This is a genomic window from Ruegeria sp. SATB027, from assembly GCF_059613825.1.
This window is the reverse complement of record NZ_JBXWTH010000047.1, coordinates 200,380-226,316: the sequence shown is the minus strand read 5'-3', so window position 1 is coordinate 226,316 and position 25,937 is coordinate 200,380. Positions and strand designations below refer to the sequence as shown.

At 58.9% G+C, this 25,937-nt stretch carries 29 protein-coding genes and 1 tRNA gene; 16 read left to right on the top strand and 14 right to left on the bottom strand.

The window, feature by feature from the left end; all coding sequences use genetic code 11:
• Positions 1–54: 54 nt before the first annotated feature.
• Together speB and AC2FPW_RS14810 are read right to left on the bottom strand one after the other, a co-directional pair.
• Complete coding sequence (gene speB, locus AC2FPW_RS14815) at positions 55–1,029, bottom strand: agmatinase (protein ID WP_496814308.1); 975 nt, start codon at positions 1,027–1,029, stop codon at positions 55–57.
• 30 nt (positions 1,030–1,059) lie between these two features.
• Positions 1,060–2,223 (bottom strand): M20 aminoacylase family protein, encoded by a 1,164-nt coding sequence (locus AC2FPW_RS14810; RefSeq protein ID WP_496814307.1) that lies wholly within the window; start codon positions 2,221–2,223, stop codon positions 1,060–1,062.
• A 66-nt stretch (positions 2,224–2,289) separates the two neighbouring features.
• Between AC2FPW_RS14810 and mazG the strand changes: the two genes are divergently transcribed.
• The 3 genes from mazG to AC2FPW_RS14795 are packed head-to-tail and all read left to right on the top strand — an operon-like array spanning position 2,290 to position 4,598.
• Entirely contained in the window at positions 2,290–3,156 is an 867-nt protein-coding gene (gene mazG, locus AC2FPW_RS14805; RefSeq protein ID WP_496814349.1) for a nucleoside triphosphate pyrophosphohydrolase, read from the top strand.
• Between the two features lie 54 nt (positions 3,157–3,210).
• Positions 3,211–4,152 carry a nucleoside hydrolase gene (locus AC2FPW_RS14800; RefSeq protein WP_496814306.1) on the top strand — a complete coding sequence of 314 codons (942 nt, stop codon included), beginning with the start codon at positions 3,211–3,213 and terminating at the stop codon, positions 4,150–4,152.
• Positions 4,149–4,598, top strand: a complete 450-nt coding sequence (locus tag AC2FPW_RS14795) for a GNAT family N-acetyltransferase (RefSeq protein WP_480480566.1) — start codon at positions 4,149–4,151, stop codon at positions 4,596–4,598. The genes AC2FPW_RS14800 and AC2FPW_RS14795 overlap by 4 nt, the downstream gene beginning before the upstream one ends.
• Here the strand turns inward: AC2FPW_RS14795 and AC2FPW_RS14790 are convergent.
• The 7 genes from AC2FPW_RS14790 to AC2FPW_RS14760 all read right to left on the bottom strand — a co-directional run bounded on the left by AC2FPW_RS14790 (position 4,595) and on the right by AC2FPW_RS14760 (position 10,832).
• Complete coding sequence (locus tag AC2FPW_RS14790) at positions 4,595–4,759, bottom strand: hypothetical protein (RefSeq protein WP_209596625.1); 165 nt, start codon at positions 4,757–4,759, stop codon at positions 4,595–4,597. The genes AC2FPW_RS14795 and AC2FPW_RS14790 overlap by 4 nt on opposite strands.
• A 140-nt stretch (positions 4,760–4,899) precedes the next feature.
• Positions 4,900–5,439, bottom strand: coding sequence for a GNAT family N-acetyltransferase (locus AC2FPW_RS14785; protein WP_496814305.1), 540 nt, complete (start codon positions 5,437–5,439; stop codon positions 4,900–4,902).
• Positions 5,440–5,487: 48 nt separating this feature from the next.
• Positions 5,488–6,765 (bottom strand): phosphopyruvate hydratase, encoded by a 1,278-nt coding sequence (eno, locus tag AC2FPW_RS14780; protein WP_496814304.1) that lies wholly within the window; start codon positions 6,763–6,765, stop codon positions 5,488–5,490.
• 136 nt (positions 6,766–6,901) lie between these two features.
• Positions 6,902–7,780: a DMT family transporter gene (locus tag AC2FPW_RS14775; RefSeq protein WP_267364551.1), complete on the bottom strand. Its 879-nt coding sequence runs from the start codon at positions 7,778–7,780 to the stop codon at positions 6,902–6,904.
• A gap of 135 nt (positions 7,781–7,915) precedes the next feature.
• Positions 7,916–8,329 (bottom strand): Fur family transcriptional regulator, encoded by a 414-nt coding sequence (locus AC2FPW_RS14770; RefSeq protein ID WP_496814302.1) that lies wholly within the window; start codon positions 8,327–8,329, stop codon positions 7,916–7,918.
• 83 nt (positions 8,330–8,412) lie between these two features.
• Positions 8,413–9,117, bottom strand: coding sequence for an endonuclease/exonuclease/phosphatase family protein (locus AC2FPW_RS14765; protein ID WP_496814301.1), 705 nt, complete (start codon positions 9,115–9,117; stop codon positions 8,413–8,415).
• A gap of 296 nt (positions 9,118–9,413) precedes the next feature.
• On the bottom strand, positions 9,414–10,832 hold the full coding sequence (locus AC2FPW_RS14760) for a protein adenylyltransferase SelO (RefSeq protein WP_496814300.1): 1,419 nt from the start codon (positions 10,830–10,832) through the stop codon (positions 9,414–9,416).
• Positions 10,833–10,917: 85 nt separating this feature from the next.
• Between AC2FPW_RS14760 and AC2FPW_RS14755 the strand changes: the two genes are divergently transcribed.
• Together AC2FPW_RS14755 and AC2FPW_RS14750 are read left to right on the top strand one after the other, a co-directional pair.
• The gene (locus tag AC2FPW_RS14755; RefSeq protein ID WP_480485391.1) at positions 10,918–11,337 is read left to right on the top strand and encodes a cupin domain-containing protein; all 420 of its coding nucleotides are present in this window, start codon (positions 10,918–10,920) and stop codon (positions 11,335–11,337) included.
• Positions 11,338–11,427: 90 nt separating this feature from the next.
• A complete protein-coding gene (locus AC2FPW_RS14750) occupies positions 11,428–12,204 on the top strand; it encodes an extensin-like domain-containing protein (protein ID WP_496814299.1) in 777 nt (258 codons plus the stop codon).
• A 27-nt stretch (positions 12,205–12,231) separates the two neighbouring features.
• Here the strand turns inward: AC2FPW_RS14750 and AC2FPW_RS14745 are convergent, their stop codons facing one another.
• On the bottom strand, positions 12,232–13,326 hold the full coding sequence (locus tag AC2FPW_RS14745; RefSeq protein ID WP_496814348.1) for an anhydro-N-acetylmuramic acid kinase: 1,095 nt from the start codon (positions 13,324–13,326) through the stop codon (positions 12,232–12,234).
• A gap of 306 nt (positions 13,327–13,632) precedes the next feature.
• Here AC2FPW_RS14745 and tyrS point away from each other — a divergent pair, with 306 nt between their 5' ends.
• Entirely contained in the window at positions 13,633–14,886 is a 1,254-nt protein-coding gene (tyrS, locus tag AC2FPW_RS14740) for a tyrosine--tRNA ligase (RefSeq protein ID WP_267363943.1), read from the top strand.
• Between the two features lie 78 nt (positions 14,887–14,964).
• Here the strand turns inward: tyrS and AC2FPW_RS14735 are convergent, their stop codons facing one another.
• Positions 14,965–15,690 carry a hypothetical protein gene (locus AC2FPW_RS14735; RefSeq protein WP_496814297.1) on the bottom strand — a complete coding sequence of 242 codons (726 nt, stop codon included), beginning with the start codon at positions 15,688–15,690 and terminating at the stop codon, positions 14,965–14,967.
• A gap of 232 nt (positions 15,691–15,922) precedes the next feature.
• Between AC2FPW_RS14735 and AC2FPW_RS14730 the strand changes: the two genes are divergently transcribed.
• Together AC2FPW_RS14730 and AC2FPW_RS14725 are read left to right on the top strand one after the other, a co-directional pair.
• Entirely contained in the window at positions 15,923–16,678 is a 756-nt protein-coding gene (locus AC2FPW_RS14730) for a 3-hydroxyacyl-CoA dehydrogenase (RefSeq protein ID WP_267363947.1), read from the top strand.
• Positions 16,679–16,687: 9 nt separating this feature from the next.
• Complete coding sequence (locus AC2FPW_RS14725; RefSeq protein ID WP_496814296.1) at positions 16,688–17,236, top strand: sugar O-acetyltransferase; 549 nt, start codon at positions 16,688–16,690, stop codon at positions 17,234–17,236.
• Here AC2FPW_RS14725 and AC2FPW_RS14720 read toward each other — a convergent pair.
• The 3 genes from AC2FPW_RS14720 to AC2FPW_RS14710 all read right to left on the bottom strand — a co-directional run bounded on the left by AC2FPW_RS14720 (position 17,233) and on the right by AC2FPW_RS14710 (position 20,424).
• Positions 17,233–19,041, bottom strand: coding sequence for an ABC-F family ATP-binding cassette domain-containing protein (locus tag AC2FPW_RS14720; protein ID WP_496814295.1), 1,809 nt, complete (start codon positions 19,039–19,041; stop codon positions 17,233–17,235). The genes AC2FPW_RS14725 and AC2FPW_RS14720 overlap by 4 nt on opposite strands.
• A 68-nt stretch (positions 19,042–19,109) precedes the next feature.
• Complete coding sequence (locus AC2FPW_RS14715) at positions 19,110–19,850, bottom strand: GNAT family N-acetyltransferase (protein WP_496814294.1); 741 nt, start codon at positions 19,848–19,850, stop codon at positions 19,110–19,112.
• Between the two features lie 100 nt (positions 19,851–19,950).
• Positions 19,951–20,424, bottom strand: a complete 474-nt coding sequence (locus tag AC2FPW_RS14710) for an outer membrane protein assembly factor BamE (RefSeq protein WP_480545467.1) — start codon at positions 20,422–20,424, stop codon at positions 19,951–19,953.
• A gap of 85 nt (positions 20,425–20,509) precedes the next feature.
• Between AC2FPW_RS14710 and AC2FPW_RS14705 the strand changes: the two genes are divergently transcribed.
• The 8 genes from AC2FPW_RS14705 (at position 20,510) to AC2FPW_RS14670 (ending at position 25,866) form a co-directional block, all read left to right on the top strand.
• On the top strand, positions 20,510–21,046 hold the full coding sequence (locus tag AC2FPW_RS14705; RefSeq protein ID WP_480545465.1) for a YceD family protein: 537 nt from the start codon (positions 20,510–20,512) through the stop codon (positions 21,044–21,046).
• Positions 21,047–21,251: 205 nt separating this feature from the next.
• Positions 21,252–21,458 (top strand): 50S ribosomal protein L32, encoded by a 207-nt coding sequence (gene rpmF / locus AC2FPW_RS14700; protein WP_008756996.1) that lies wholly within the window; start codon positions 21,252–21,254, stop codon positions 21,456–21,458.
• Positions 21,459–21,482: 24 nt separating this feature from the next.
• The gene (gene plsX, locus AC2FPW_RS14695; RefSeq protein WP_480584706.1) at positions 21,483–22,571 is read left to right on the top strand and encodes a phosphate acyltransferase PlsX; all 1,089 of its coding nucleotides are present in this window, start codon (positions 21,483–21,485) and stop codon (positions 22,569–22,571) included.
• A gap of 21 nt (positions 22,572–22,592) precedes the next feature.
• A complete protein-coding gene (locus AC2FPW_RS14690; protein WP_496814292.1) occupies positions 22,593–23,564 on the top strand; it encodes a beta-ketoacyl-ACP synthase III in 972 nt (323 codons plus the stop codon).
• Between the two features lie 96 nt (positions 23,565–23,660).
• Positions 23,661–23,963, top strand: a complete 303-nt coding sequence (gene ihfA / locus AC2FPW_RS14685) for an integration host factor subunit alpha (protein ID WP_209503673.1) — start codon at positions 23,661–23,663, stop codon at positions 23,961–23,963.
• Between the two features lie 18 nt (positions 23,964–23,981).
• A complete protein-coding gene (locus AC2FPW_RS14680) occupies positions 23,982–24,587 on the top strand; it encodes a MerR family transcriptional regulator (RefSeq protein WP_496814290.1) in 606 nt (201 codons plus the stop codon).
• Between the two features lie 61 nt (positions 24,588–24,648).
• Positions 24,649–24,725: transfer RNA gene (locus AC2FPW_RS14675), tRNA-Pro, on the top strand.
• Between the two features lie 61 nt (positions 24,726–24,786).
• Positions 24,787–25,866, top strand: a complete 1,080-nt coding sequence (locus AC2FPW_RS14670) for a 2'-deoxycytidine 5'-triphosphate deaminase (protein ID WP_267363959.1) — start codon at positions 24,787–24,789, stop codon at positions 25,864–25,866.
• The last annotated feature ends 71 nt before the right edge of the window (positions 25,867–25,937 follow it).

Here is a 25,937-nt window from a genome sequence, read left to right as displayed (position 1 = left end):
CCAGCACATACCTTAAGCATGGCTAACTGTTGGTTAACGTGAACCCTTGCGGGTTTACCCTTCTGCTTCTAGCAGCTTGTTCCACCCCAACAGGCAAATGATCTGCGTCGCCACATGGGCCCCAGCAATCGCTGTCGCACCGGATGTATCAAAGGGCGGCGATACTTCGACAACGTCCCCGCCCTTGATATTGATCCCGGCAATGTCGCGCAGGATGATCTGCGCCTGAATCGAGCTTAACCCACCCCAGACCGGCGTGCCCGTACCAGGGGCAAAGGCCGGGTCAAGACCATCGATGTCGAAGCTGAGGTAAACGGGGCTGTCACCAAGAATACCTTTGATCTTTTGCGCCACGGCAGCAGGTCCCGATTCATAAACCTCGCGCGCATCGATGATGTTCACGCCCAGCGTATCCTCGTTCGTCGTGCGAATACCCACTTGGACCGAGCGCTTCGGATCGACAATGCCCGACTTTACAGCCTTGTAGAACATTGTCCCGTGATCCACGCGGGACATGTCATCGTCGGCCCATGTGTCGGTATGCGCATCGAATTGCAGCAGGGACATTGGCCCGAATTTCTCGGCATAGGCCTTGAGGATCGGAAAGCTGATATAGTGATCGCCACCCAGCGCGACCGACGCCACATCGGCAGCCAGAATGGTTCGGATGTGGTCGGTCAGCGTGTCAGGAAAGGCCGGGATATTGGCGTAATCATAAGCCATATCGCCATAATCCACGATCGCCAGTTCACTCAGCGCATCAAAGGGCCAGCCATAAGGCGCATCGGGCGACTGAAGCGCGCTGGCCTCACGGATCGCCCGCGGGCCAAGGCGCGTGCCGGGCCGGTTCGTAACTGCCTGATCAAACGGCACGCCAGTAACGGCGATGTCCACACCCTTCAGGTTCTTGGTGTAAAGCCGCCGCAGAAAAGACGTCGCCCCGCCGAACGTATTTTCATAAGACAACCCCTTGAGGTCCGGATTGGTGAATGCCTCATCCACCTGGTTTCTTGCGTCTTCCAGTGCCATGTCTTCTGTAGTCCCTTTCCCGAACCTTTATCAGCTCAACGGCTGCGCTTTTTCCACGATCCGCGCGAAAAACGACGCGCCCACCGGCGCGATTTCGTCGTTAAAGTTGTATTTCGGATGATGCAGCCCTGCGCCTTCGCCCTGCCCAAGGAACAGATAAGCACCGGGGCGCTTTTGCAGCATGTACGAGAAATCCTCGGCCCCCATCTCGCGCCCGGTATTGCCGGTGACGCGATCGTCTCCGGATATTTCACGCGCCACCTCGGTCGCAAATCCCGCCTTTTCGGCATCATTGATGGTGGCTGGGTAATCGACATTGTATTCCAATCGCGCCTCGACCCCATAGGATTTGGCCTGCCCCTCGACAATCTCGGCCATGCGCCGCATCACCATCTGCTGGACGTTCGGATCAAACGTTCGAACGGTGCCGTTGATATAGGCCGTATCCGGGATCACGTTGTTGACCGTGCCGGTGTGGATTTGCGTGACCGAAACGACAAGATCATCCAGCGCATAATGGTTGCGGCTGACAATGGTCTGAATGGCCTGCGCAATCCCACAGGCCGCCATAACCGGATCACGGGTTTCATGCGGCATGGCACCGTGGCCGCCGACACCCTGAATATGCACTTCGAACGTATCGACAGCCGCCATGATCGGCCCCGGCGTTGTATAGAATGTCCCTTCGGCAAATCCCGGCGCGTTGTGCAGCGCGTAGACCTGCGAGATGTCGAACCTGTCCATGATGCCTTCTTCGACCATCACACCAGCACCGCCGCCATCTTCCTCGGCGGGTTGAAATATCAGCGCCACGCGACCGCTGAAATTTCGCGTCTCGGCCAAATAACGTGCCGCGCCCAGCAACATCGTAGTATGCCCGTCATGACCGCAGGCGTGCATCTTTCCGGGGTTCTGAGAGGCATATTCAACGCCTGTTTCCTCGGTAATTGGCAACGCATCCATATCGGCGCGCAGGCCAATCGTCGGCCCGTCACCCTGCCCGTTGATGATCGCGACCATCCCGGTCTTTGCGATCCCCTCATGCAGTTCATCGACCCCGAACTCACGCAGACGTTCGGCCACAAAGGCTGCCGTTTCATGGCATTCGAATTCCAACTCGGGGATGGTATGCAGATACTGGCGCCATCTGGTCATGTCGGCAGAGAAATCGGCAATTCGGTTGACGACGGGCATCTGGGGTGGACTCCTGATCGGGACTGCGGAATGGATGCATCTGACACCGGAATGAAAGGGTTCGCAATGGCTGAAAATCCTCTGATCCATGACAGCGATGCAGGTATCGAACGGCTGCTGGAAATCATGCGCCGCCTGCGCGATCCGCAATCTGGCTGCCCGTGGGACATCGAACAGGATTTCGCGACCATCGCCCCCTATACGATCGAAGAGGCCTATGAGGTTGCCGACGCCATCGAACGCGAAGCCTATGACGAGCTTAAGGGAGAGCTGGGGGATTTGCTGTTTCAATCCGTGTTTCACGCCCAAATGGCAGAAGAAGCAGGACATTTCACCTTTCAGGACGTGGTGCGCACCATGTCCGACAAGATGGTTAGCCGCCATCCGCATGTGTTTGGCGATGAATCCCGCGACAAGTCGGCCGACCAGCAAACCAAAGATTGGGAAGCCATCAAAGCCGCCGAGCGGGCGGGCAAAGAACAAAAAGGTGCGCTGGACGGTGTGGCCCCAAACCTGCCCGCCCTGCTGCGGGCCCATAAGCTGCAAAAACGAGCCGCTCGGGTGGGGTTCGACTGGCCTGACGCCGGCCATGTGCTGGCCAAGATCACCGAAGAAGCCGCCGAACTGGAAGAGGCGCGCGAAAAAATGGATGCCGACGCGCTGGAAGATGAGTTCGGCGATCTGCTGTTCGTGATGGTCAATCTGGGCCGTCATCTTGGCATCGAACCCGAAGCCGCCCTGCGTCGCACCAATGCCAAGTTCACCCGTCGCTTTGAAAAGGTCGAAGCCCGGCTGGCCGAGCGCGGCAAGACCCCCACGCAAAGCGATCTGGCCGAGATGGATGCGCTGTGGGACGAGGTCAAAACGGAAGAGCATCGCGCCAATGGCAAACTCCCGCCGGTGGATGCACTGGCGGCGACCAGAAACGGGTAGACAAGCGATCCGACACTTGCGAGTGTCCCACCTTCACGACCCCCGGAGACGCCCATGCCCCCTCGCAAGATCATCATCGACACCGATCCCGGACAGGATGACGCCGTCGCCATCCTGCTGGCGCTGGCCAGCCCGGACGAGATCGAGGTTCTGGGTATTACGGCCGTCGCGGGCAACGTCCCGCTCGCCCTCACGGCCAAGAACGCCCGAATCGTTTGTGAATTGGCCGGACGTACGGATGTGCCGGTTTATGCGGGCTGCGACAAACCGCTGAACCGCCCACTTGTCACCGCGGAACACGTGCACGGGAAAACCGGGCTGGATGGCCCGGTCCTGCCGGATCCGCAGATGCCCTTGGCTGAAGGTCACGCTGTGGACTTCATCATCGACACCCTGCGCTCTGAAGAATCTGGGACGGTGACCCTGTGTCCACTGGGGCCGCTGACAAACATCGCGACTGCATTTCGCAAAGCCCCCGATATTATCGACCGCGTGCAGGAAATCGTCTTGATGGGCGGGGCATATTTCGAAGTCGGTAACATCACCCCCACCGCTGAATTCAACATCTATGTCGACCCAGAAGCTGCTGATATCGTTTTTAAATCCGAAAGGCCAATCGTTGTCATGCCATTGGATGTCACACACAAAGCGCTGGTGACCAAATCACGAAACGACGCGTTCCGCGCATTGGACAGCAAGGTTGGACATGCCGTGGCCGAGATGACGGATTTCTTTGAACGCTTCGACAAAGAGAAATACGGCAGCGCAGGCGCCCCCCTGCACGACCCTTGCGTCACTGCCTATCTGATCCGCCCCGAGCTGTTTTCGGGTCGCCACGTGAATGTCGAGATTGAAACAGGGTCCGACCTGACCCTGGGCATGACCGTTGCGGATTGGTGGGGTGTCACCAACCGCGCACCAAATGCGTTGTTCATGGGGGAAATCGACGCTGACGGCTTTTTCACCTTGCTGACAGAAAGGCTGGCCAGATTATGAGCGCCGCCCTCCGCCTTGCGCGCCCCGAAGATCTGGATCGCCTTATGACGCTGGTCACCGCCTTTCATACCGAGGCCGGGCTGACACAGGACGCCGACAAGACACGCAATGCCCTCGCCCCCATGCTGGATGGCATCCCTCATGGCTGTGTCTATCTGATCGGGCCCGGACGCGCGCCGTTGGGATATATCATCCTGACCTTTGGCTGGTCAGTCGAGTTCGGCGGCATGGACGGTTTCGTGGACGAGATCTATATACGCCCCGCCGTTCGGGGCCGCGGCATTGCCACCGAGGTTCTTTTGGACCTGCCCAAAGCTCTTGCCGGGGCAGGCCTGATGGCTCTTCATCTGGAAGTCGACCGAAACAATGAATCTGCCCAAAAGCTCTATCTGCGCACCGGGTTCAGACAACGTGACAGGTATATGCTGATGAGCAAGGTACTTTAGCGCGACTCGCCGCGGAAGATATTTGCCGGATTCATGTCCTGAACCGGGTCATTCGACGAAACCTGTTCTCCGGTTATCGGATACGTTCCCGGACCCGCGCAGGCGGACAATACTGTGATGGACGCTGTGGCGATTATCAGAAGGAATTTGGATACAGACATCGTAGTCTCCTTTCTGCAATGAAGACAAACTACGGCATTCGGTGTGGACGTGATAAGTAACAAGTTCACACATAAGAATAGATAAGCCACATTTTTATTGTCAAACACCTCCAAAACAGACGGATATATCCCTGAAAACTCTAACTTTTCTCAGGCCCGCGTGTGTCTTTCTCAAATAGCGGCATCTCGAAAAAAAGCAGGTGGTCGCGTGCGATTTCAGGAGTTTGGTAATAGGCGTCGCGCAGGTGAAAGCCCAAAGACAGGTATAACCGAGTCGCCGCTTCCAGGGGTTTGCCGGTGTCCATTCGAATATAGTCGAACCCAAGGTCTCGACACATTTCGATCAGCGAAAGCATGATGGCACAGCCTGCGCCTGTCCCTCTTGCTGCGTCAGTTACAAATACGCGTTTGATTTCAGCCACACCAGGATCGTACGTGTGAAACATGCCACAGCCAACCGGTTTCCCATGCAGCAATGCCAGTTTGATCCCACCGTTCGGCGGCGTGTGTTCCGCGTCGATGTTGTCCATTACACGGGTGTATTTTTCGCTTGGGTAGAAGGCCTGAACGATCTGGGCGGTTCTTTCATCCAGTGCCAGCAGGAAATCCCTGTAATCCCAACACAAACGCCGAACCGCTTCAAACTGGTCCGGCGTTTCCGGTTCGATGATGTTCAGCACAATGCGACTCCCGGATCAAACCCAGGGGCCAGCCTAGCACCACGCGCGTTACTTGCGAAGGATCGACGCGCCTGCGTATTCCGCAACCTCGCCCAGTGATTCCTCGATGCGGATCAACTGGTTGTATTTGGCCAACCGGTCCGACCGCGCCAGCGAGCCAGTTTTGATCTGACCGCAATTGGTCGCCACCGCCAGATCAGCAATGGTGGCATCCTCGGTCTCGCCCGAACGGTGCGACATCACGTTTGTGTAACGCGCACGGTGCGCCATATCGACGGCGCGCAGAGTTTCGGTCAGCGAACCGATCTGGTTCACCTTGACCAGCATCGAGTTCGCGCAGCCGCGCTTGATCCCTTCGGCCAAGCGCGCCGGATTGGTCACAAACAGGTCGTCGCCCACCAACTGCACCTTGTCGCCGATGGCGTCGGTCAGGGCTTTCCAGCCGTCCCAATCATCCTCGGACATGCCGTCTTCGATCGAGATGATCGGATAGTCATTGACCAGCGCCGCCAGATAGGCTGCGTTTTCCTCGGACGTCAGGGTGATCCCCTCGCCCGCCAGAACGTATTTGCCGTCCTTGTAATACTCGGTCGCCGCGCAATCCAAAGCCAGGTGGATTTCTTCGCCCGGTTTGTAGCCCGCCTTTTCAATGGATTTCAGGATGAAATCCAGCGCCTCGCGGGTGCTGGCGATGTTCGGGGCAAAACCGCCCTCGTCACCGACACCGGTGGCCAGACCGGCAGCCGACAGCTCTTTCTTCAGGGTGTGGAACACTTCGGACCCCATGCGCACGGCTTCGCGAATATTCGCAGCCGAGGTTGGCATGATCATGAATTCCTGAATGTCGATCGGGTTGTCAGCGTGTTCGCCGCCGTTAATGATATTCATCATCGGCACCGGCAGCACGCGGGCCGAGGTGCCGCCGACATAGCGATAAAGGGGCTGCGTGGTGAAATCGGCTGCCGCCTTTGCGGTGGCCAGCGACACGCCCAGAATGGCGTTGGCACCCAGACGGCCTTTGTTATTGGTTCCATCCAGTTCGATCATCGCCTGATCGATGGCCACTTGTTCTGTCGCGTCAAAACCCACCAGTTCCTCGGCGATCTCACCATTCACGGCGGCCACGGCTTCCAGAACCCCTTTGCCCATATAGCGGGATTTGTGGCCGTCGCGTTTTTCAACGGCTTCATGTGCACCGGTGGACGCACCGGACGGTACGGCGGCGCGGCCCATGGTGCCGTCTTCCAGAATCACGTCGACCTCGACCGTCGGGTTGCCCCGGCTGTCCAGAATTTCGCGCGCGTGGATGTCAATAATGGTGCTCATGAGGTCTGTCCCTATGGCTGCAGTCGGTTGCACGCGTCATAGCAGCAACCGGCCAAAAGTAAACCGGTTCCGTTATCGCTAACACGCATATCTACCGACCTTTAGGGCTAACAGTTTGCTGTTTGCGCCAACAGGTTCACGCCGGAACCAGATTGCGCGCCAAACGTCGCTCGCGGATAAAGGTATACAGGCCAGATCCGATGATGAGGCTCGCCCCTGCCATTGTCAGCGCGTCAGGGCGTTCCCCGAACATCAGCATTCCGGCAAGGATCGAAAACACCAAACGCGTGTAACGGAATGGCATCATGGCCGAAGCCTCGCCAACCCGCATGGCCGTAACGATGCCGTAATACCCTAGAACACCAAAACCGATCGCCCCCAGATACGGACCTGCCTGGCCGCTTTGTACCGGCACGAAGGGTGTTCCTGAAACAACCATCAACAGCAACCCCGCCAGCGCCACTGCGATATACGCCTGCATCGCCACAACGGATGAAGCCACCCGAACATCCAGCTTGCGGGTTATCAGATCACGCGCCGCAATCGCAAACACGGTCAGCACGACAAACAGCGAGTCCGGCTGAAACCCTTCCAATCCGGGGCGAATGATCATCAGAACACCGACAAAGCCGACACCAATGGCACTCCAGCGGCGCCAGCCGACCTGCTCTCCCAGAAACAGGGCCGCGCCCATGGTCACGGCAAGCGGCATGGCCTGAAACACGGCGGCGACAGTGGACAGATCGATCAGCGACAGCGCGGTGACAAAGGTCACGGCACCGAATCCTTCTGTCCCTGCGCGCAGCATCGGCAGCAGTTTCCACGCCACGGGATCGAAAATGCGTTTGCGGGTGACCACCGACATCACCGCAAAGACAAGCCCGCAGAACACACCCAGACACACCATGATCTGACCGGTCGGCACAGCGCCCGACAGGAACTTGATGAACATATCCTCAAGCGAAAAGGCCGCCATCGAGCCGATCAGCAAAAGGATGCCGTTTACGTTATTCATGCGCGCGTCCACAGGAAAAGGGTACTTGGGGTGCAGTGTCCGGGCACATGAACCGCAACCAGCGACGTCTGGCAAGCCATTTCCCGACACGTTCAATGAATTAACGTGTTCGGGCCGTTCGCGATTTGTGATGGATCACTTCTGCTTGAGCGGTACGCCGTACAGTTCCAGCCGATGCCCTTTCAGCTTGTACCCAAGCTTGGCGGCGATCTTTTCCTGCAGGGCTTCGATCTCGGGGTCAACAAATTCGATAACCTCGCCCGAGTGCATGTCGATCAGGTGATCGTGGTGATCACGCTCGGCATCCTCGTATCGGGCCCGCCCATCGCCGAACTCCAGACGTTCCAGAATTCCGGCCTCTTCGAACAATTTGACCGTACGATACACCGTCGCAATTGAGATGCCTGTGTCGATGGCAGAAGCACGCGCGTACAGTTCTTCGACATCCGGATGGTCGTCGCTTTGTTCCAATACCTGCGCGATGATCCTTCTTTGACCGGTCATGCGCAGACCCTTGGCCTCACAACGTCCAATAATCGTTTCCGACATGATGCCCCTCAGAATTGCTCGGGTGTCTGTCTTAGTATGTCTGCGCACTTTGCGCCACAGGGATTTCTTCTTTTCCGTTGAAGTTAAGCCACGCGCGCCAAATCAGCCCAGACCGGCAAATGATCCGATGCGATATGTGCAGGGCGCGCGTCATGGACACCATGCGCAGTGGCCCTGACGCCCGCGCCCAGCGCGATCCGATCCAACGCGCCCAGCGGCTGCGCCGCGGGAAAACTTGGCTTGGGGGGCAGGAAACGCATTTCCGGCGCGAGGTGATCCAGAATCGGCTGTCGGGACCATTCGTTGAAATCCCCCGCCCAGACAGTCGGCATCTGCTCCAGCTCTTTATCAAACCGCCTGATATGCGAGATCTGCTGACGTCGCGATGCAGGCAACAGCCCCAGATGCATACCCATCACCCGCAACGGCCCGATTTGGGTATCAAATTCGACACGGACCGCGCCGCGCGGTTCAAGCCCGGGCAATTCGTGATGTCCGGTCCGCCGGACCGAAAGGCCCTCGCCACGCCAGATCACCGCGTTGCCATGCCAGCCCAGACTACCGGCACCGCCCAGATCGACGATCTGCCACCCCGCTTCATCCAACATGAAATGCGGCAGGGCCGCCGGGCGCGGCGGCAGACGTTTGTCGGCCTCCTGCAACACAACGATATCGGCCTGCATATGTTCGATGACCTGCAAAATGCGCTGCGGCTGGCGCCGGAAATCCAGCCCGAGGCATTTCTGAATGTTATAGCTGGCAATGCGAAGGGTGGAAGATGACTGCATGTAGATTTGACCAGTGGGCTTGACCCAAAGTGACACGCCTGCCGCCGGACGCAACCCTTCAGTTTCACTTCGCAGCAACGGCAACCGGGGAAGTCGCCTTGGCATGGTATATCGCTTAAAAACCCGGCACGTGACGCGGCCGGAAACAAATGGGTTTCCCCTCAATTCATCCGGGAGCGGCAGGACGGAAGTGCCGCAGTTTCAGCGCATCCAACACCGATTTAGACCGGACAAAACAATTCGCCCCTCCCAGCGAAACCATACCGCACCGAGCGACTACCAGAGATGTTTGACCGTCACGTACCACAGAACGTGGCGTGCACGACCTCGTTATCGGTCGGGGGCCGTTTCAGATCGTCCGCATCTGCCTGATCGTCGTAAGGCCGCGCGAGGACGGCGTTCAGCCGATGGAACGGCCGGTAATCCCCCGCCACCGCTGATTGGATCATCTGCTCGACACGGTGATTGCGCGGAATAAAGGCCGGGTTCGCTGCTGTCATCACGTCATGCGGTGACGCCTCACGTGCCAAACGTGCACGCCAGCCCTCTGCCCAGCTGTCAAAGGCCTGCGGGTCGATAAACTGATCGCGCGCGGTATCTTTGCCCAGCGCACGGAAGGTGTTGGTGAAATCAGCCTGCCCCTCGGCCATGCGTTTTAGCAGATCGGTGATCAGCGCCTGATCGCCTTCTTCAGCGGTCGTCAGTCCGACCTTTGCCCGGAACCGGGTCAACCAGTTCTGTTGCAGCAGGTCCGGCATGGCGTGCACGATCTCGGTCGCCTCCTCAACAGCGGCGTCCTTGTTGTCCATCTGCTGGATCAGTGAAGTTGCCAGCTGCGCCAGATTCCACACTGCTATATCTGGCTGGTTGGAATAGGCATAACGGCCCATCCGATCTATCGAGCTGTAGACCGTATTGGGGTGATAAACGTCCATGAAGGCACAGGGGCCATAATCGATGGTCTCACCCGCGATCGAGCAATTGTCGGTGTTCATGACCCCATGGATAAAGCCCACGCTCATCCACCGAGCGATCAGGCGGGCCTGCGCATCCCGAACGGCGCGCAGCAGGCCCATTGGCCCTTCGACGCCGGGATAGTGGCGCGCGATGGCATACTCTGTCAGACGCCGCAGATTTTCCAACTGCCCCCGCGCGGCAAAGACCTGAAAGGTACCTACTCGCAAATGGCTGGTTGCAACCCGGGTTAGCACCGCACCGGGCATCGGACCCTCCCGGAACACGGTTTCACCGGTCTCTACCGCCGCCAGCGCGCGTGTTGTGGGGATGCCCAGCGCGTGCATCGCCTCGGACACCACGTATTCGCGCAGAACCGGACCCAGCCACGCCCTGCCGTCGCCCCTACGTGAAAACGGCGTCGGACCCGAACCTTTCAGCTGAACATCCCGCCGCACACCATCCGTTCCGACAGTTTCGCCCAACAGCACCGCGCGCCCGTCCCCAAGCTGCGGGTTGTACTGGCCAAACTGATGCCCGGAATAAAGCTGCGCGATGGGGTCCGCACCATCGGGGATGCGATTACCTGCAAAGGCTTCCGCCATCTCTTGCACGTCGCCCGGATGGACCTCCAACAGCCGTGCCAGATCATCATTGAACGCGATCAACTTGGGCGCGCGTACAGGCGCCGGATTCTGTCGCGCAAAAAACGCGTCCGGCAGGCGGGCATATGAGTTATCGAATGGAATGGTCAGTGTCATGCGGCAAACATATTCCCCGTGCGCACGAATACCATAGCGGATCACACCTTGCCGTGCATAATCGCGTCAAACACACGAGGGCCACATGACCGCACAAGAGATCATCGACCGCCTGAACCTGCAACCTCACCCCGAGGGCGGCTGGTACGCGGAAACCTGGCGCGCCGAGAACAAGGGCCGCCCGACCGGCACCTGTATCTACTTCTTGCTGCAGGCGGGGGAAAGCAGCCACTGGCACCGGGTCGACGCGACCGAGATCTGGCTCTACCACGCGGGCGCGCCATTAATCCTGTCCTTGAGCGCAACAGACAAGGGCCCGGCGGTTGACCATGTGCTGTCGCCTGATTTGTCTCGGGGCGCACCGCAACTGATTGTTCCCACCGGCCATTGGCAGGCCGCGCGCAGCACCGGTGATTACACACTGGTCAGCTGTACAGTGTCTCCCGGATTTCAATTCGATGGGTTCCAACTGGCAGAACCTGGGTTTGATATCCCTCGGGGATAGGCTGGTCTGGGGATGCTCTGAAAAGGTGAGTTTACAGAAAGTTACACATTTATCATTCTGTAAACGCAACCGCAGGTATCGGAGCATCGGGTGATTGCGAAACACATCTTTCTGGTCCTTCTGCTTCTGTTCGCAAGCACCGGTCTTGCAAACGCCGAGACCGCCTGCGCAGAATCCCCCCTTTCATCCGAATTGGCACTACCCGATCTGGAGGAGGAATTCGCAACTGAACACATCGAACCTGCAGCGACTGTCGAACCTGCGGTGCTGATCTCGAAACGCCCTGCGCTGCGCCCTTGCAAGTTCCGCCAGTTTGAAGTGGGTCGTCAGCGTATGCGCGACCGCGGCGCGGTCTGTGGTGACTGGACCATCTTGGGCGAAACCCGCACGTCTTTGGCTGGAAAAGCGCAAGGTTGCGGCATCGCCAACCCGGTCCGGATTTACAGAATTTCGGATGTTGCGCTCAGCCAGTTTTCGCTGATGGACTGTCAGACAGCTGTCACGCTGAAAACGTGGATCGAAAACGTCGCCAAACCCGTCTTCGCTGATCTGGGTGGTGGGCTCAAGGGGATGCGCGTTGTTGGCCACTATGCCTGCAAGACGCAGAACAGCCAGCCCTATGCGCGCATTTCCGAACATGCGCGGGGTCGGGCCATCGATATCTCGACCTTCGTGTTGCAGGACGGAACGCAGATCACCGTTCAGGACGGGTGGAGCGATACCGATCAAAGCGCCGTGTTACAAGAGTTGCACAGCGGAGCCTGTGGCCTGTTCGGAACTGTTCTTGGTCCTGATGCTGACCGGTATCACAAAGGGCATTTTCACTTCGACACAGCCCGACGCAGTGGCAAGCCTGTGTGTCGATAACGCGTTAGCCAGTACCTGGATGTAGCCTCAACCCACCGGTTGAACGCTCACTGAACTGACCATGCCGCCGCCTACCAGCGCTTTCACCCCGGTTGTTCCGGGGCACGAGGTTGGCAATCCCCGCGCCACGCGCACGGCCAGATAGGCAAAAGCCTGCGCCTCGAGCATGTCACCGTCCAGCCCCACGGCCTCGACCGGTTCGACCGGGCAGTCGAGGGACACGCGCAGCATCTCCATCAACACCGGATTGCGCCGACCGCCGCCTGTAACCAGCACGCAAGACGGCGGTTGCGGACAGTGTTCCATCCCCTGCACCACCCCCGCTGCGCACATCCCGGTCAGGGTCGCCACCGCGTCAGCGTCACCCAGTTCTTTCACCAGGTCGATCATCTCAGAGAAATCATTCCGGTCCAGCGACTTGGGCGGCATGCGTGCGAAGAAAGGCTCAGCCAGAAACAGCTCCAGCGCACCCATTTCGACGGTGCCATTGCGCGCAACTGCTCCATCCCGGTCCATCGGCTGCCCCAGCCGGGCCTGCATCAGGTCATCGACCGGTGCATTCGCCGGCCCCGTATCAAAGGCAAGCAGCGCCCCCGGCGCCTCGGGACCATCAAAGCTTGGGTCCACATAGGTCAGATTACCAACACCACCCAGGTTTAGAAAGCACAACGGGCGGTCCGCACCAAACCACTTGGCGCAAGCAAAGTGAAAAAACGGCGCCAGCGGAGCACCCTCGCCCCCCATCGCCACGTCATCGCTTCGGAAGTCCCAAACCACCGGGCGCCCCAAAGCCTGCGCCAGACCAAGACCATCGCCCACCTGCAATGTCCCGCGCCCGCGCGGTTCATGCGCCAGCGTCTGGCCGTGAAAGCCGATCAGATCCACGTCTTCGAACTCGGACAGCGCCTCGGCATGGGCAAAGGTCACCATCTCAGCTGCCGCATCGACTTGCGGGCCGTGCCATTGCCCCAAAGCCGCCCGCAGAATTTCGCGTTCGGCTTCGGTATAGGCGCGATAACCGCTTTTCCCGAATCCAGCGATGGAGTGCCCGTCGGTTTCCACTACCGCAGCGTCCACCCCGTCCAGCGACGTACCGGACATCGCGCCCAATGCCCGAACCATTCCGTGTTTCTTGATGGTTTGGCCCACGCCTGCCTCCTGATCTGGCAATGTTTCCGCCGTGCCCGGGGTTTCCGGACTTCACCTCTGGGTTGCAGCTTGGTCAAGGTGCTTTTGTTATGCCGCCTTGGCAAGCCTTCTGATTGGGCGCGTCGGTTTTTTTCCGACGTCGCGCTTCAGGATCAACACCCCGGCCATCAAGCTGCGCGCGCATATCACGGCACGCGCTTTTAGAGTGAAAAGGTGGCTTTTCCTCATCCGCAGCGCCGCCTATACAGTGCCCCGCAACACAAACCCCGAGGGCACGATATGACCTACCACCCCAAATCGGATTTCATCGCCACGATGATCGAGCGCGGCTTCCTCGCCGACTGCACCGATTATCAGGGCCTTGACGACGCGCTGATCAGTGGGTGCAAGCCGGCCTATATCGGCTTTGATGCAACGGCCAAGTCGTTGCATGTGGGCAGTCTGATCCAGATCATGATGCTGCGCTGGTTCCAGAAGACCGGTCATCAGCCGATCACCCTTATGGGCGGCGGCACCACCAAGGTGGGCGACCCCTCGTTCCGCGCGGATGAACGCCCCCTGCTGGGTCCCGAACAGATCGACGAAAACATCGCAGGCATCAAAAAGGTGTTCGCGGCCTATATCGATTACGACACTGACGCCGAAAACAAGGCGCTGATGTTGAACAATGCCGAATGGCTGGATGATCTGAACTACCTCGATTTCCTGCGCGACATCGGGCGGCATTTTTCGGTCAACCGGATGCTCAGCTTTGAATCGGTGAAATCCCGGCTGGATCGCGAACAGTCGCTGTCGTTTCTCGAGTTCAACTACATGATCCTGCAAGCCTATGACTTTCTGGAACTGAACCGCCGCTATGGCTGTGTTCTGCAAATGGGCGGCAGCGACCAGTGGGGCAACATTGTCAACGGTATCGACCTGACACGCCGGGTGCTGGATCACGAAATCTACGGCCTGACCTCTCCCTTGTTGACCACCAGCGACGGCAAGAAGATGGGCAAATCGCAGGATGGCGCGGTCTGGCTGAACGCCGAGATGCGCTCGCCCTATGAATTCTGGCAGTTCTGGCGCAACACCACCGATGCGGATGTCGGGCGGTTCCTGAAGCTCTATACCGAATTGCCGGTGGACGAATGTGACCGTCTTGGCGCGCTTGCCGGGTCCGAGATCAATGAGGCCAAAATCCGCCTCGCCAATGAGGTGACAGCCCTTTTGCACGGGGCGCAAGCTGCGGCAACGGCCGAAGCCACGGCCCGTGAAGTGTTCGAAAAAGGTGGCGTTGGAGACGATCTGCCCACCCTGACCCTCAGCGCGGATGAACTGGGCGACGGCATGTCCATCGTCCAGATCATTGTCAAATCAGGTCTGGCCAAATCCGGCAAAGAGGCCAAGCGCCTGATTGCCGAAAACGGGGCCAAACTGGACGACGCTCCGCTGACGGATGCAGGTTTGATGATCGACGCGGGCGCATTGTCATCCCCGATCAAGCTGAGTGCAGGCAAGAAACGCCACGCATTGGTGCAACTGGGCTGACGCCCCTTTCACCTTTGATTGCAAAGCAGGAAACGGCCACCCGATTGGGTGGCCGTATCTATTTTGGAATGGGCAAGGCTACTGACGTCCCTTTCCGCGACCGGGCCGGTCGCTTTCGCCCTCGTCGTCATTGGCGTTGTTTCCGCGACCCGGACTGCTGCCCTCGCCGCCGTTGCCGCCGCCATTGTTACCCTTATCGCCACCTTTGCCGCCGCCGTTATGGCCCTTTCCGCCGCCGTTATTGCCTTTGCCACCGCCGGGTTCACCATCGCCACCACCGGGTTCCCCGCCACCGCCGCCGGGCTCTCCACCGCCACCGCCGGGTTCTCCACCGCCACCGCCGGGTTCTCCACCGCCACCGCTAGGTTCTCCACCGCCACCGCCGGGTTCTCCGCCACCACCGGGTTCTTGGCCGCCGTTGTCAGGTTCTCCACCACCGCCGGGGCCGTCTGGTCCAGCCGCGTTCGCAAATCCCGCCCCGCCGGGTTCTGAACCGCGACTTTCACCCCGATTCTCTGCCAGACCGGACAGGCTTGCCGTTGGCACATCTGTCAGCAAAGCGGCCAGGCCCGGGCATTGCGCCCCGGTAACGCGCAGCGTTGTCTCAAAATCCGGTCGCTTCTGAAGTCTGTCCAGAAAGCTCGGGGTCACCTGAACACAATCGCAAAGACCGGCATAGTCGCCTGCATTCGCAAGATTTCGAGCCGTTTTCCAGTTACACGTTTCCGGCGCTGCAACAGCACTGCCGGCAACCACAATCCCAAAGACAGGTGCAGCCAGAACAGCGCCCAGTGTTTGTTTCATACCATTTACCATATCGGAACCTCCTGACGAAAAAACACGCAATGGCTGTGATTACTTCGTTCACGAACAGGCGCGTTTTCGTGAAGCGCGGATTAAGATGCCTTAAAGATGCGTATTGACCCGGCGGCGGTCAGTCCGCCCCGCCCCTTTAGGCGTTCAGGCTCAAAGATGTGGACACCGCCCCTGCAAAGCAGTTATTGAACAGTTGTTCATATCCTAGGGAGGAGTTCCGATGCACTTGTCCACCACAGCCGCTCTTGTCACCGGCGGCGCATCCGGTCTGGGTGAAGCCACCGCCCGTCACTTTGCCGCGCAGGGCGCGCAAGTCACTATTCTGGACCGTGACGCGGACCGTGGCGCTCAAGTCGCCTCCGAAATCGGCGGATATTTTGCGCTGACGGATGTAACCGACGAAACCTCGGTCGCAGCTGCCGTGCGCCACGGCATGGACAAGATGGGCAAGATCACCGCGACTGTGAACTGCGCGGGTATCGCTTATGGAATCAAGACAGTCGGCAAGGATGGGCCCCACCCGCTGGACGCGTTCCAGCGTACGATCGACATCAATCTTGTCGGCACATTCAACGTCTCAAGGCTGGCCGCTGCCGAGATGGCAAAGAACGAACCCGAACCGGACGGGGCGCGCGGTGTGATCATCAACACTGCATCTATTGCCGCATTCGACGGCCAAAAGGGACAGGCGGCTTATGCTGCATCGAAAGGCGGGGTTGTTGGCATGACCCTGCCAATGGCCCGCGATCTGGCCTCGACCGGGATTCGCGTCATGACCATTGCGCCGGGTATCTTTATGACCCCGATGCTGGCGGGCCTTCCCGAAGACGTGCAGAAACAACTGGCCGCCGACGTCCCGAACCCGGCCCGCCTGGGTGACCCCAAGGAATACGGGCGGCTGGCCGGTTTCATCGTTGAAATGGGCTACCTGAACGGCGAGGTCATCCGCATCGACGGCGCTCTGCGGATGCGGTAAGACAGCTCTATGTCGGAGCGCCAGAAAATGCAGTCCGGGCAGTGGTACTGCTGTCTCGATCCTGAGTTGGACGATCTGCGCGCGCGGGCACGACGGGCTGTTCACGCTCACAACACCTGTCCGCCCGACACACGCGGCGCGATGGCCCCGGAACTACACGCGCTGCTGGGCCATGTCGGCGAGGACTGTTTTCTCGAAGCCCCTTTTCACTGCGCGTATGGAATGAACATCCATCTGGGCAGCCGGGTTTTCTTCAATGCCGGATGCGTGGTTCTGGACACGGCCCTCGTTCGGGTCGGCGACGACACGATGTTTGGCCCCAATGTTCAGATTTACTGCGCCCATCATGCCAAAGACCCGGCTGATCGGGCACAAGGGTTGGAAATCGGCCTGCCCGTCACCATCGGCAGGCGGGTTTGGGTTGGCGGCGGAGCGATCCTGTTGCCCGGCGTAACCATAGGCGACTACGCCACAATCGGCGCTGGCAGCGTCATCACCAAAGACGTCCCCGCCAGAGAAACCGTGGCAGGTAATCCGGCAAAACGTATGGCGCGCTAAGCGCTTTCAGCCTTCTCTTCGAGCGTCAGCCATTCCTCTTCAGCGGCCGAGAGTTTCTCCTGCCGCTCAACCAGCGCCTCGGTCGCTTTTTGGAACTTCACCGGTTCGCGCGTGAACAGCTCGGGATCGGACATCAACTCTTCCAGCTTGGCAATCTCGGCCTCTAGGCGCGCGATCTCGGCAGGCAGTTTCTCCAGCCGGTGCTTTTCCGAGAAGGATAGGCCGGATTTCGGCTTTTCTTCCTGCTTGATCTTTGGCTTTGAAGCTTTTGCTTTTTCTACGCTTTTTTGGATCACGTCGCCACGCTGCGCGATGTAATCCGACCAGCCGCCAGCATAGACTGTCGCCCGTCCGTTCCCCTCCATCGCGATGGTGGTTGTCGCCACGCGGTCCAGAAAATCCCGGTCATGGCTCACCAGCAGAACGGTGCCGTCATAATCATCCAAAAGCTCTTGCAGCAGGTCCAGCGTCTCGACATCCAGATCGTTGGTCGGTTCGTCCAGCACCAGAAGGTTCGAGGGTTTCGCCATCAGCTTAGCCAGTAACAACCGGGCTTTTTCCCCACCTGACAGGGATTTCACGGCTGCTCGGGCCTGCCGTTCGTCAAACAGAAATTCCTTGAGATACCCTACAACATGTTTGGGCTGCCCGCCCACCATAACCTGATCGGCCTTGCCCGACACCCGCATTTCCGGATCGCCGGTCAGACTGTCCCACAGGCTCATCTCGGGGTCCAGTTGGGCACGGGTCTGATCGAACACCGCGATTTCAAGGTTCGTCCCCAAGGAAACCGAGCCCTCGTCCGGCTCCACCTGCCCCAGCAGCATCTTCAGCAACGTTGTTTTGCCAACACCGTTCGGCCCGACAAAGGCCACCCGGTCACCGCGCTGCACCAGCAGATCAAAGTTCCGAACGATCTGCTTGTCGCCAAACCCTTTGGCCAGCGCCCTGGCCTCAATCACTTTACGGCCTGATTTTGGCCCGGCCTCCAGTGCCATTGCAGCCGAACCCTGACGTTTGATCTGCGCCGCCTTTTCGGCCCGCAACGCCTGCAAGGCCCGCACCCGGCCTTGGTTACGTTTGCGTCGGGCGCTAATGCCCTCTACCGCCCATTTCGCTTCGGACTTGATCAGGCGGTTCAGCTTGTGGCGTTGCTGGTCCTCTTCCTCCCAGACCTTGTCCCGCCAGGCCTCAAAGGCTTCAAAGCCCTGTTCCTGTCGCCGAACAGCCCCCCGGTCGATCCAAAGTGTTGCCCGGGTCAACGCCCTCAAAAAGGCCCGGTCATGCGAGATCAGCACAAAGGCCGCTCGGGTCGCGCCAAGTTCGCGTTCCAGCCACGCGATGGCTTCGATATCCAGATGGTTGGTCGGCTCGTCCAGCAACATCAGATCCGGAGCTTCTGCCATCAGCTTGGCCAGCGCAGCCCGCCGCCTCTCTCCGCCCGAAGCCGTCTCAACCGCCCGTGAAGGATCGAACTTCAACCCTTCACCGGCCCGTTCAACCTTGTAAAGTTCTCCCGGCTCCAACCCGCTGGAGGCGTAATCCCCCAACGTGGCAAAGCCTTCCATTGTCGGATCTTGCTCCATATAGCCAACGGATTTTCCGGGCGGCACGACGATCTCGCCCCGATCCGCCTCGACCAGACCGGCCATCACTTTCATCAGCGTGGATTTTCCGGACCCGTTTCGCCCCACCAGCGCAACACGATCACCGGGTTGAACCACCAGATCCAGTTCGGAAAACACCGGGTCACCCCCGAAAGTCAGGGAAATGCCGGACATCTGCAACAAAGGAATTCTCGCCATGTGCGCCAGCTAAACCGGCTGACACATTGCGTCAACGCCCCGTCTTCACCTTTTCAAAAATACTCAATCTACCCGGCCACCGCCCGCAACAGACGTTTGCGTGCCGGCGGGATCGCACCGATTTCCACCCCTGTGAAAACGTGCAGCGTGTTCATGTGGCGATCCACCACTGCATGATCGCTGACCCAACCGCCCATCATCAGATAGGTCCGCAACAAGGGTGGCATCCGCAGCATTGCCTTTTTCACATCCGGTCTGCGCCGCAGACGCGCGGCAAATCGAAACACATCCGGAGCCTTCACACGCGGCAACCAACGTTTCGGGCCCAAATGGCGGTGTTTGAGCATCGCAAACGCATCCAGATACTGCTCAGTTTCGGTTCCGGCAAAAGAGGAACATCCAAACAGCATCTCGACGTTGTTCCGGTCAACGTAGGCCGTCATTGCCCCCCAGGCTACACGCAGGATGTCGGGGTCGCTGTGATCGGGATGGATACAAAATCGTCCCATTTCAACCATCCGGCCTTCGAAGCCTTCGAGCGAGGTCAGGTCGTAGAACTGTGCCGAATAACTTCGCCCGATCTCGCCGCCACTATCCATGGTCAGCATCCGAAAGCAGCAGACCAGCCGGTCTGCCGAGCGCATATCCTCGATCAGGATATGGCTACAGCGTGCATCAAACTCGTCGCAGTCCGGTTGCTCTGTGCCAAAAGCCAAGGTCCGCAATGCCTGAGCTGTTCTGATATCCTCGGGCGATTGCGCCAGTCTGGCGCGATAGCGCCCCTTGCTTAACAAAACTGCCGTTGCCACGGTCGCGTCCTCCACGGTTGCCGACCCTCAGGCGTCGGTACGACACCGTTAGCACAAGACATGTGACTGCCCTGTGACTACCGCAAGGTTTTGGCGCAAATTAGTTGGCGCCCGGAATGTTGGCCGGATTGAAGTTGCCGATATTGCCCAGCAGCTGACGCAGGAAGCCTTTGTCCTGAACGTTGGAATCGGTAACGCGGCGCTCCAGAGCAATCACATTCCCGTCTTCAAGACCAAAGCGTTCGATATTTCTGACAACACCGCGCTGATCAAAACTGATGGCAACCAGTTCGCGGGATACCACCTCGGGCCGTTTCGGACCGTAGTGACGCACGCGAGAGCGGACATAGTAATAGCCCGAATCCCGAACCACGCCGGATGCGCCCGGCGCGCCGATGGCCTCTTGCACGCTGTCCCGCGTGTCTACGCCCACTTTGATTTCCGCCAGTTCCTCGGCCGGTGGCACATAGCCGTGATTCTTGAAGACAGCCGTACAAGCTCCGGTCGCAGCCAGACAGGCAACAAACACAAGCGATTTCGCAGCTGGTTTCAACCGGTTCACTACCTTCAACATCTGCACCCTCTTGCCTTGGCCTTCTTCGGCTTCTATCCGATTACATAAACCGTTGCCACGGTTCAACACATAGAAAGGCTCACGAATGAGCAACGCGACATCATTTCGGGTGTCAGACCTGCCGCAGAACGCCCCGACACGGTTCGATCTGCGCCCTGCAACCACCGTGCTTGAGCAAATCAGGCAAGACCTTGGGCTGCTGGGGCTGCGAAAGCTCAGCTTTTCCGGCGACCTGCGGGCGCAGGGCAAACGGGACTGGGTTCTAAACGGCAAACTCGGTGCAACTGTCACCCAACCTTGCGTGGTGACGCTGGAACCGGTGACGACAAGGATCGACATTCCAGTGCACCGGACATTTCTTGCGGATTGGGCAGACCCTGATGATCCAGAGTTCGAGATCCCTGAAGATGACGAATCTGAACCTTTGGGACCGGAAATTGATCCGGCCCTTGTCATGATCGAGGCCCTGTCTCTGGCTTTGCCACAATATCCACGGAAAGACGGCGCGGAACTGGGTCAGGCTGCCTACACAGAACCGGGCAAACAGGCGATGACGGATGACGATGCCAAACCCTTTGCAGGATTGGCAGGATTGCGCGATGTGCTAAAAAAAGACGAGTGACAGGTGCCGGATTTCCTGTCATAGCAGGCGGTCAGAAAAATCGCTTGAACATGCCGAGAATCGCAGTATTTTCGCGCGCTCATCGGATTTTGGGTTGGACATTGCGGGGCTCGTCGCCTAAACGCGCGTCAAACCACGATAAACGAACTACGAAACCCGGGTCGGCAGCGAATCTGCGGCCCCCAGTCAGACAAAGGTTGAGACCATGGCCGTCCAACAGAACAAAGTTTCCAAGTCGCGTCGCAACAACCGCCGCGCACACGACGCTCTGGTTGCTGCAAACCCGAACGAATGCCCGAACTGCGGCGAGCTGAAACGCCCGCACCACGTTTGTGCATCTTGCGGCCACTATGACGATCGCGAAGTCGTCGCACAGGCCGACGAAATCGATCTGGACGAAGACGCAGCCTAAGCCTGATCGAGCGCAGGCCAAGGCATGAACGATCAGCCCACGCACGCCGGACGGATCACCATCTCGGTTGACGCAATGGGAGGGGACGCAGGTCCCGCTGTCGTCGTTGCAGGTCTGGCAAAATCGGCTGGCAAGAACCCGAATATCGGGTTCCTGCTGCACGGGCCCGAACAGGTATTGCGCAAGCTGGTTGCTAAACGACGTGTCCTTGAAGGGCGCGTCGTTTTTCGTGATTGCCCCGACGTTGTCACGATGGAGGACAAGCCCAGCCAGGTTGTGCGCAACGGCAAGCAGACCTCGATGTGGTCCGCGCTGGAAGCGGTTCGTCAGGGCGAAGCTCATGGCGCGGTGTCCTGCGGGAACACCGGTGCCCTGATGGCCCTGTCGATGATGCGTCTGCGCAAATTGCCGGGTGTGAACCGCCCCGCAATCGCGATCCTGTGGCCTTCGCGCAACCCGCAAGGGTTCAATGTAATGCTGGATGTGGGCGCCGATGTACGCGCCGACGCCAAGGATTTGCTGCAATTCGCCCTGATGGGCGCGTCTTATGCGCGCAACGGCATGGCCCTGAACCGCCCCCGGATCGGGCTTCTGAACGTTGGCACCGAGGAGCATAAGGGCCGCGCGGAACTGAAAGAAGCGCACGCCTTGATCTCGGATTTCGCGGAACAGGCGAATTTCGAATTTGTTGGCTTTGTCGAAGGCAGTGATATTCCCGGTGACAAGGCAGATGTCATTGTTACTGATGGGTTTACGGGCAATGTTGCGATCAAAACAGGCGAAGGCACCGCCAGCCTGATCGGAGAGCTTCTGCGTGAGGCGTTCAAATACTCTCCGTTGTCCCGATTGGCTTCGATTCTGGCCATCACGTCACTACAGCGCCTGAAAAAGCGCATCGATCCGCGTCGTGTGAACGGTGGCGTGTTTCTGGGTCTGAACGGGACCGTTATTAAATCCCACGGCGGGGCAGATGCGACCGGAGTGTCGGCGGCGATCAAACTGGCCTTTACTCTGGCACAGTCCGGTTTCGCCGAAAAATTAGCGGCGCGGGTTGCATCCACAGCCCAGCTTGAACAAGATGCCGCGCAAGCAGCGCCGCAGACCGATAAATAACAAAAAGGCAGTACCCCAAAAATGGCAGGCCGTTCAGTTGTAGTAGGTGTCGGGCATTATTTGCCGGAACGTATTGTTCCCAATTCCGAGTTCGAGAAAACGCTGGACACGACGGATGAGTGGATCAGAACCCGGTCGGGGATCGAACGCCGCCACTTTGCTGCCGATGACGAAACGACGTCGGACCTGGCCACCAAGGCTGCCGAAGCTGCGCTGGCCGATGCGGGCCTGACAGCGGATGATATCGACGCGATCGTCCTGGCGACCTCGACCGCAGACCTGACCTTTCCTTCTGCCGCGACCATGGTTCAGGCCCGACTGGGCATGACCAAAGGGTTTGCCTTCGACGTACAGGCTGTCTGCGCAGGATTCGTTTTCGCCCTCAGCAACGCAAATGCTTTGATTCTGTCAGGTCAGGCCAAACGCGTGCTGGTCATTGGTGCCGAAACCTTTTCCCGGATTATGGACTGGACCGACCGCTCGACCTGCGTTCTGTTCGGTGATGGTGCCGGCGCATTGGTACTCGAAGCGCAGGACGGCGAAGGCACCGCTGCGGATCGCGGCATACTCGCAACCGATCTGAACTCGGACGGGCGCTACAAGGACCTTCTTTATGTCGATGGGGGGGTTTCGACCCAATCCACCGGGCATCTGCGTATGCAGGGCAATCAGGTCTTCCGACATGCCGTTGAAAAGCTTACCAAAACCGCTGAGACAGCCCTGGACCGCGCGGGGCTGAGCAGCGCTGACGTAGACTGGATTGTTCCTCATCAGGCCAATATTCGCATCATTCAGGGCACGGCCAAAAAGATGGGCCTGCCAATGGATAATGTAGTTGTGACCGTTCAGGATCACGGCAACACCTCGGCTGCATCCATCCCATTGGCATTGTCGGTTGGTAAACAACGCGGGCAGATCAAACCCGGCGACCTGATCGTGACGGAAGCGATTGGCGGCGGTCTGGCCTGGGGCGCGGTGGTTCTGCGCTGGTAACCGGCGCAATCCAGCTTACACAGCTTCCTGCAATTCATTGATATTGACAGCGAATTTGCCGTACCCGTATGCTTTGACAGCAACAGGGGAAATGACATGGGCGACAATACACTGACTCGAATGGATCTGAGCGAGGCCGTCTTTCGCGAAGTTGGGCTTTCGCGCAACGAAAGTGCGCAGCTGGTCGAAAGCGTTCTGAACCACATGTCCGACGCTCTGGTGCGTGGTGAGCAGGTGAAAATCTCGTCCTTCGGTACGTTCAGTGTTCGCGACAAGACCGCGCGAGTCGGCCGCAACCCCAAAACCGGCGAAGAGGTTCCGATACAGCCCCGCCGTGTACTGACCTTTCGCCCGTCGCATCTTATGAAAGATCGCGTCGCCGTCGGGAATCGCAAGTAACCCCAGGGTCACGCGGATATGAGCAAATCCCGCGACGCGTTTCGCACGATCAGTGAAGTAGCGGATTGGCTTGGTGTCCAGGCCCATGTCTTGCGATTCTGGGAAAGCCGCTTCACTCAGGTCAAACCGGTCAAACGCGCAGGCGGGCGTCGGTATTACCGCCCCAATGACATGCGTCTTCTGGGGGGCATCAAGAAACTGCTTCATGAAGACGGGACCACAATCAAGGGCGTGCAGCGCATCCTGCGCGAGCAAGGCGTCGCACATGTCGCAGCACTGTCTCCGCCTCTGGACGAACCGGGCCCTGCCCTGATTGAACCCGTTCAAGGTACTGTGGTGCCGTTCGAACCCAAACCCGCAGCCACCACCGAACAAATTCCTATGGATCTGGACGAACCGGCCGAGCAGCCGGTGAATGAAGGTGTGCAGGCCGAAGCACTTCCCGCGGCCGCGTCAGAGCAAGAACCAGAGTCTGACCTGAACACAGCGCCCCTGATGGGCGGAATTGCTTCGCTGGCGTGGAAGTGCGCCGAGTTTGACGACGAACTTCTGCGCCGGATTGAACCAATTGCAAAAGACCTGCGCCGTTGGCTGGATCGTGTTGAAACACAGGCGACGGGTTAGGAAAAAAGGCAGTGTTTTCCTCTTGCCCCTGCCGGGAAAATCTTTATGAACGGCCCAACGTCGGGCTATGGCGCAGCCTGGTAGCGCGTCCGTCTGGGGGACGGAAGGTCGCAGGTTCGAGTCCTGCTAGCCCGACCAAATCACACCGACGTTTATGGCACAAAGGCCAGATCCCGCTCTGGCACACGAGGGGATCGAGATGACAGGTGTTTGCGCGAACCAGCAAATCGAAGCAATGATCGCGCGCGGAGAAATTGCCGCCAACCCCGATGTTCTGCCAGCGCAAATTCAACCGGCCAGCCTTGATTTGCGTTTAGGAACAGTTGCTTACCGAGTGCGCGCCTCGTTCCTCGCGGGCGAAGGACGGACTGTTACGGATCGCTTGGCCGAGTTTGAAATGCACCGCATCGACATCTCGGACGGCGCTGTTCTGGAAAAGGGCTGCGTCTATCTGGTGCCTCTGATGGAATCGCTTGCCCTGCCCCGCGACATGACCGCCGTCGCCAATGCCAAAAGCTCGACCGGGCGGCTTGACCTTCTGACCCGTACCATCACCGATGGTGGCACCGAGTTCGATCGCGTGCCCGCAGGCTACAAAGGCCCGCTGTACGCCGAGATCTGTCCACGTTCGTTTTCGGTTCTGGTCCGACCCGGTATGCGTCTAAACCAGATTCGTTTCCGTCAGGGTCAGGCCGTCTTGTCTGACGCCGAACTGACCGCCCTGCACGCCGAATCGCCGTTGGTGGACGGGCCTGCTGTGATTCATGATGGTCTTGGCTTTTCGGTCGATCTGCAACTGCCCGACACCGATCTGGTCGGCTATCGCGCCAAGCCCCATACCGGGGTAATCGATCTGGACCGAATTGGCGAATACGACCCCCAGGACTATTGGGAGGAAGTGCGCACCAAGGACGGTCGCATCATACTTGACCCCGGCGCATTCTATATCCTTGTCAGCCGCGAGGCGGTCCATATCCCGCCGATGTATGCCGCCGAAATGGCACCTTATCTGGCGATGGTTGGTGAATTCCGAGTGCATTATGCCGGGTTCTTCGATCCCGGCTTTGGCCATGCCGCAGCAGGCGGTGCCGGGTCACGCGGTGTGCTTGAGGTGCGATGCCACGAAGCGCCTTTCGTGCTGGAACACGGACAGGTGGTCGGGCGTCTTGTCTATGAGAAAATGGCCGAGATGCCCACGCAGCTATATGGTGCCGGGATTGCATCGAACTATCAGGGGCAAGGCCTGAAACTGTCCAAGCACTTCAAAGCGGCCGTCTGATCCTCACAATTTTTTTCAACGGTGCATGTGTCGTATAACCCGCGTTTACTGCCACAGGTTCCGCGCCTGAC

Excerpts from the sequence above, each read along its gene's own strand:
- speB (WP_496814308.1), bottom strand. The coding sequence starts at position 1,029 with ATGGCACTGGAAGACGCAAGAAACCAGGTGGATGAGGCATTCACCAAT.
- AC2FPW_RS14810 (WP_496814307.1), bottom strand. The coding sequence starts at position 2,223 with ATGCCCGTCGTCAACCGAATTGCCGATTTCTCTGCCGACATGACCAGA.
- mazG (WP_496814349.1), top strand. The coding sequence starts at position 2,290 with ATGGCTGAAAATCCTCTGATCCATGACAGCGATGCAGGTATCGAACGG.
- AC2FPW_RS14800 (WP_496814306.1), top strand. The coding sequence starts at position 3,211 with ATGCCCCCTCGCAAGATCATCATCGACACCGATCCCGGACAGGATGAC.
- AC2FPW_RS14795 (WP_480480566.1), top strand. The coding sequence starts at position 4,149 with ATGAGCGCCGCCCTCCGCCTTGCGCGCCCCGAAGATCTGGATCGCCTT.
- AC2FPW_RS14790 (WP_209596625.1), bottom strand. The coding sequence starts at position 4,759 with ATGTCTGTATCCAAATTCCTTCTGATAATCGCCACAGCGTCCATCACA.
- eno (WP_496814304.1), bottom strand. The coding sequence starts at position 6,765 with ATGAGCACCATTATTGACATCCACGCGCGCGAAATTCTGGACAGCCGG.
- AC2FPW_RS14775 (WP_267364551.1), bottom strand. The coding sequence starts at position 7,780 with ATGAATAACGTAAACGGCATCCTTTTGCTGATCGGCTCGATGGCGGCC.
- AC2FPW_RS14770 (WP_496814302.1), bottom strand. The coding sequence starts at position 8,329 with ATGTCGGAAACGATTATTGGACGTTGTGAGGCCAAGGGTCTGCGCATG.
- AC2FPW_RS14765 (WP_496814301.1), bottom strand. The coding sequence starts at position 9,117 with ATGCAGTCATCTTCCACCCTTCGCATTGCCAGCTATAACATTCAGAAA.
- AC2FPW_RS14760 (WP_496814300.1), bottom strand. The coding sequence starts at position 10,832 with ATGACACTGACCATTCCATTCGATAACTCATATGCCCGCCTGCCGGAC.
- AC2FPW_RS14755 (WP_480485391.1), top strand. The coding sequence starts at position 10,918 with ATGACCGCACAAGAGATCATCGACCGCCTGAACCTGCAACCTCACCCC.
- AC2FPW_RS14745 (WP_496814348.1), bottom strand. The coding sequence starts at position 13,326 with ATGGTTCGGGCATTGGGCGCGATGTCCGGTACGTCGCTGGACGGGGTG.
- tyrS (WP_267363943.1), top strand. The coding sequence starts at position 13,633 with ATGACCTACCACCCCAAATCGGATTTCATCGCCACGATGATCGAGCGC.
- AC2FPW_RS14735 (WP_496814297.1), bottom strand. The coding sequence starts at position 15,690 with ATGAAACAAACACTGGGCGCTGTTCTGGCTGCACCTGTCTTTGGGATT.
- AC2FPW_RS14730 (WP_267363947.1), top strand. The coding sequence starts at position 15,923 with ATGCACTTGTCCACCACAGCCGCTCTTGTCACCGGCGGCGCATCCGGT.
- AC2FPW_RS14725 (WP_496814296.1), top strand. The coding sequence starts at position 16,688 with ATGTCGGAGCGCCAGAAAATGCAGTCCGGGCAGTGGTACTGCTGTCTC.
- AC2FPW_RS14720 (WP_496814295.1), bottom strand. The coding sequence starts at position 19,041 with ATGGCGAGAATTCCTTTGTTGCAGATGTCCGGCATTTCCCTGACTTTC.
- AC2FPW_RS14710 (WP_480545467.1), bottom strand. The coding sequence starts at position 20,424 with ATGTTGAAGGTAGTGAACCGGTTGAAACCAGCTGCGAAATCGCTTGTG.
- AC2FPW_RS14705 (WP_480545465.1), top strand. The coding sequence starts at position 20,510 with ATGAGCAACGCGACATCATTTCGGGTGTCAGACCTGCCGCAGAACGCC.
- rpmF (WP_008756996.1), top strand. The coding sequence starts at position 21,252 with ATGGCCGTCCAACAGAACAAAGTTTCCAAGTCGCGTCGCAACAACCGC.
- plsX (WP_480584706.1), top strand. The coding sequence starts at position 21,483 with ATGAACGATCAGCCCACGCACGCCGGACGGATCACCATCTCGGTTGAC.
- AC2FPW_RS14690 (WP_496814292.1), top strand. The coding sequence starts at position 22,593 with ATGGCAGGCCGTTCAGTTGTAGTAGGTGTCGGGCATTATTTGCCGGAA.
- ihfA (WP_209503673.1), top strand. The coding sequence starts at position 23,661 with ATGGGCGACAATACACTGACTCGAATGGATCTGAGCGAGGCCGTCTTT.
- AC2FPW_RS14680 (WP_496814290.1), top strand. The coding sequence starts at position 23,982 with ATGAGCAAATCCCGCGACGCGTTTCGCACGATCAGTGAAGTAGCGGAT.
- AC2FPW_RS14670 (WP_267363959.1), top strand. The coding sequence starts at position 24,787 with ATGACAGGTGTTTGCGCGAACCAGCAAATCGAAGCAATGATCGCGCGC.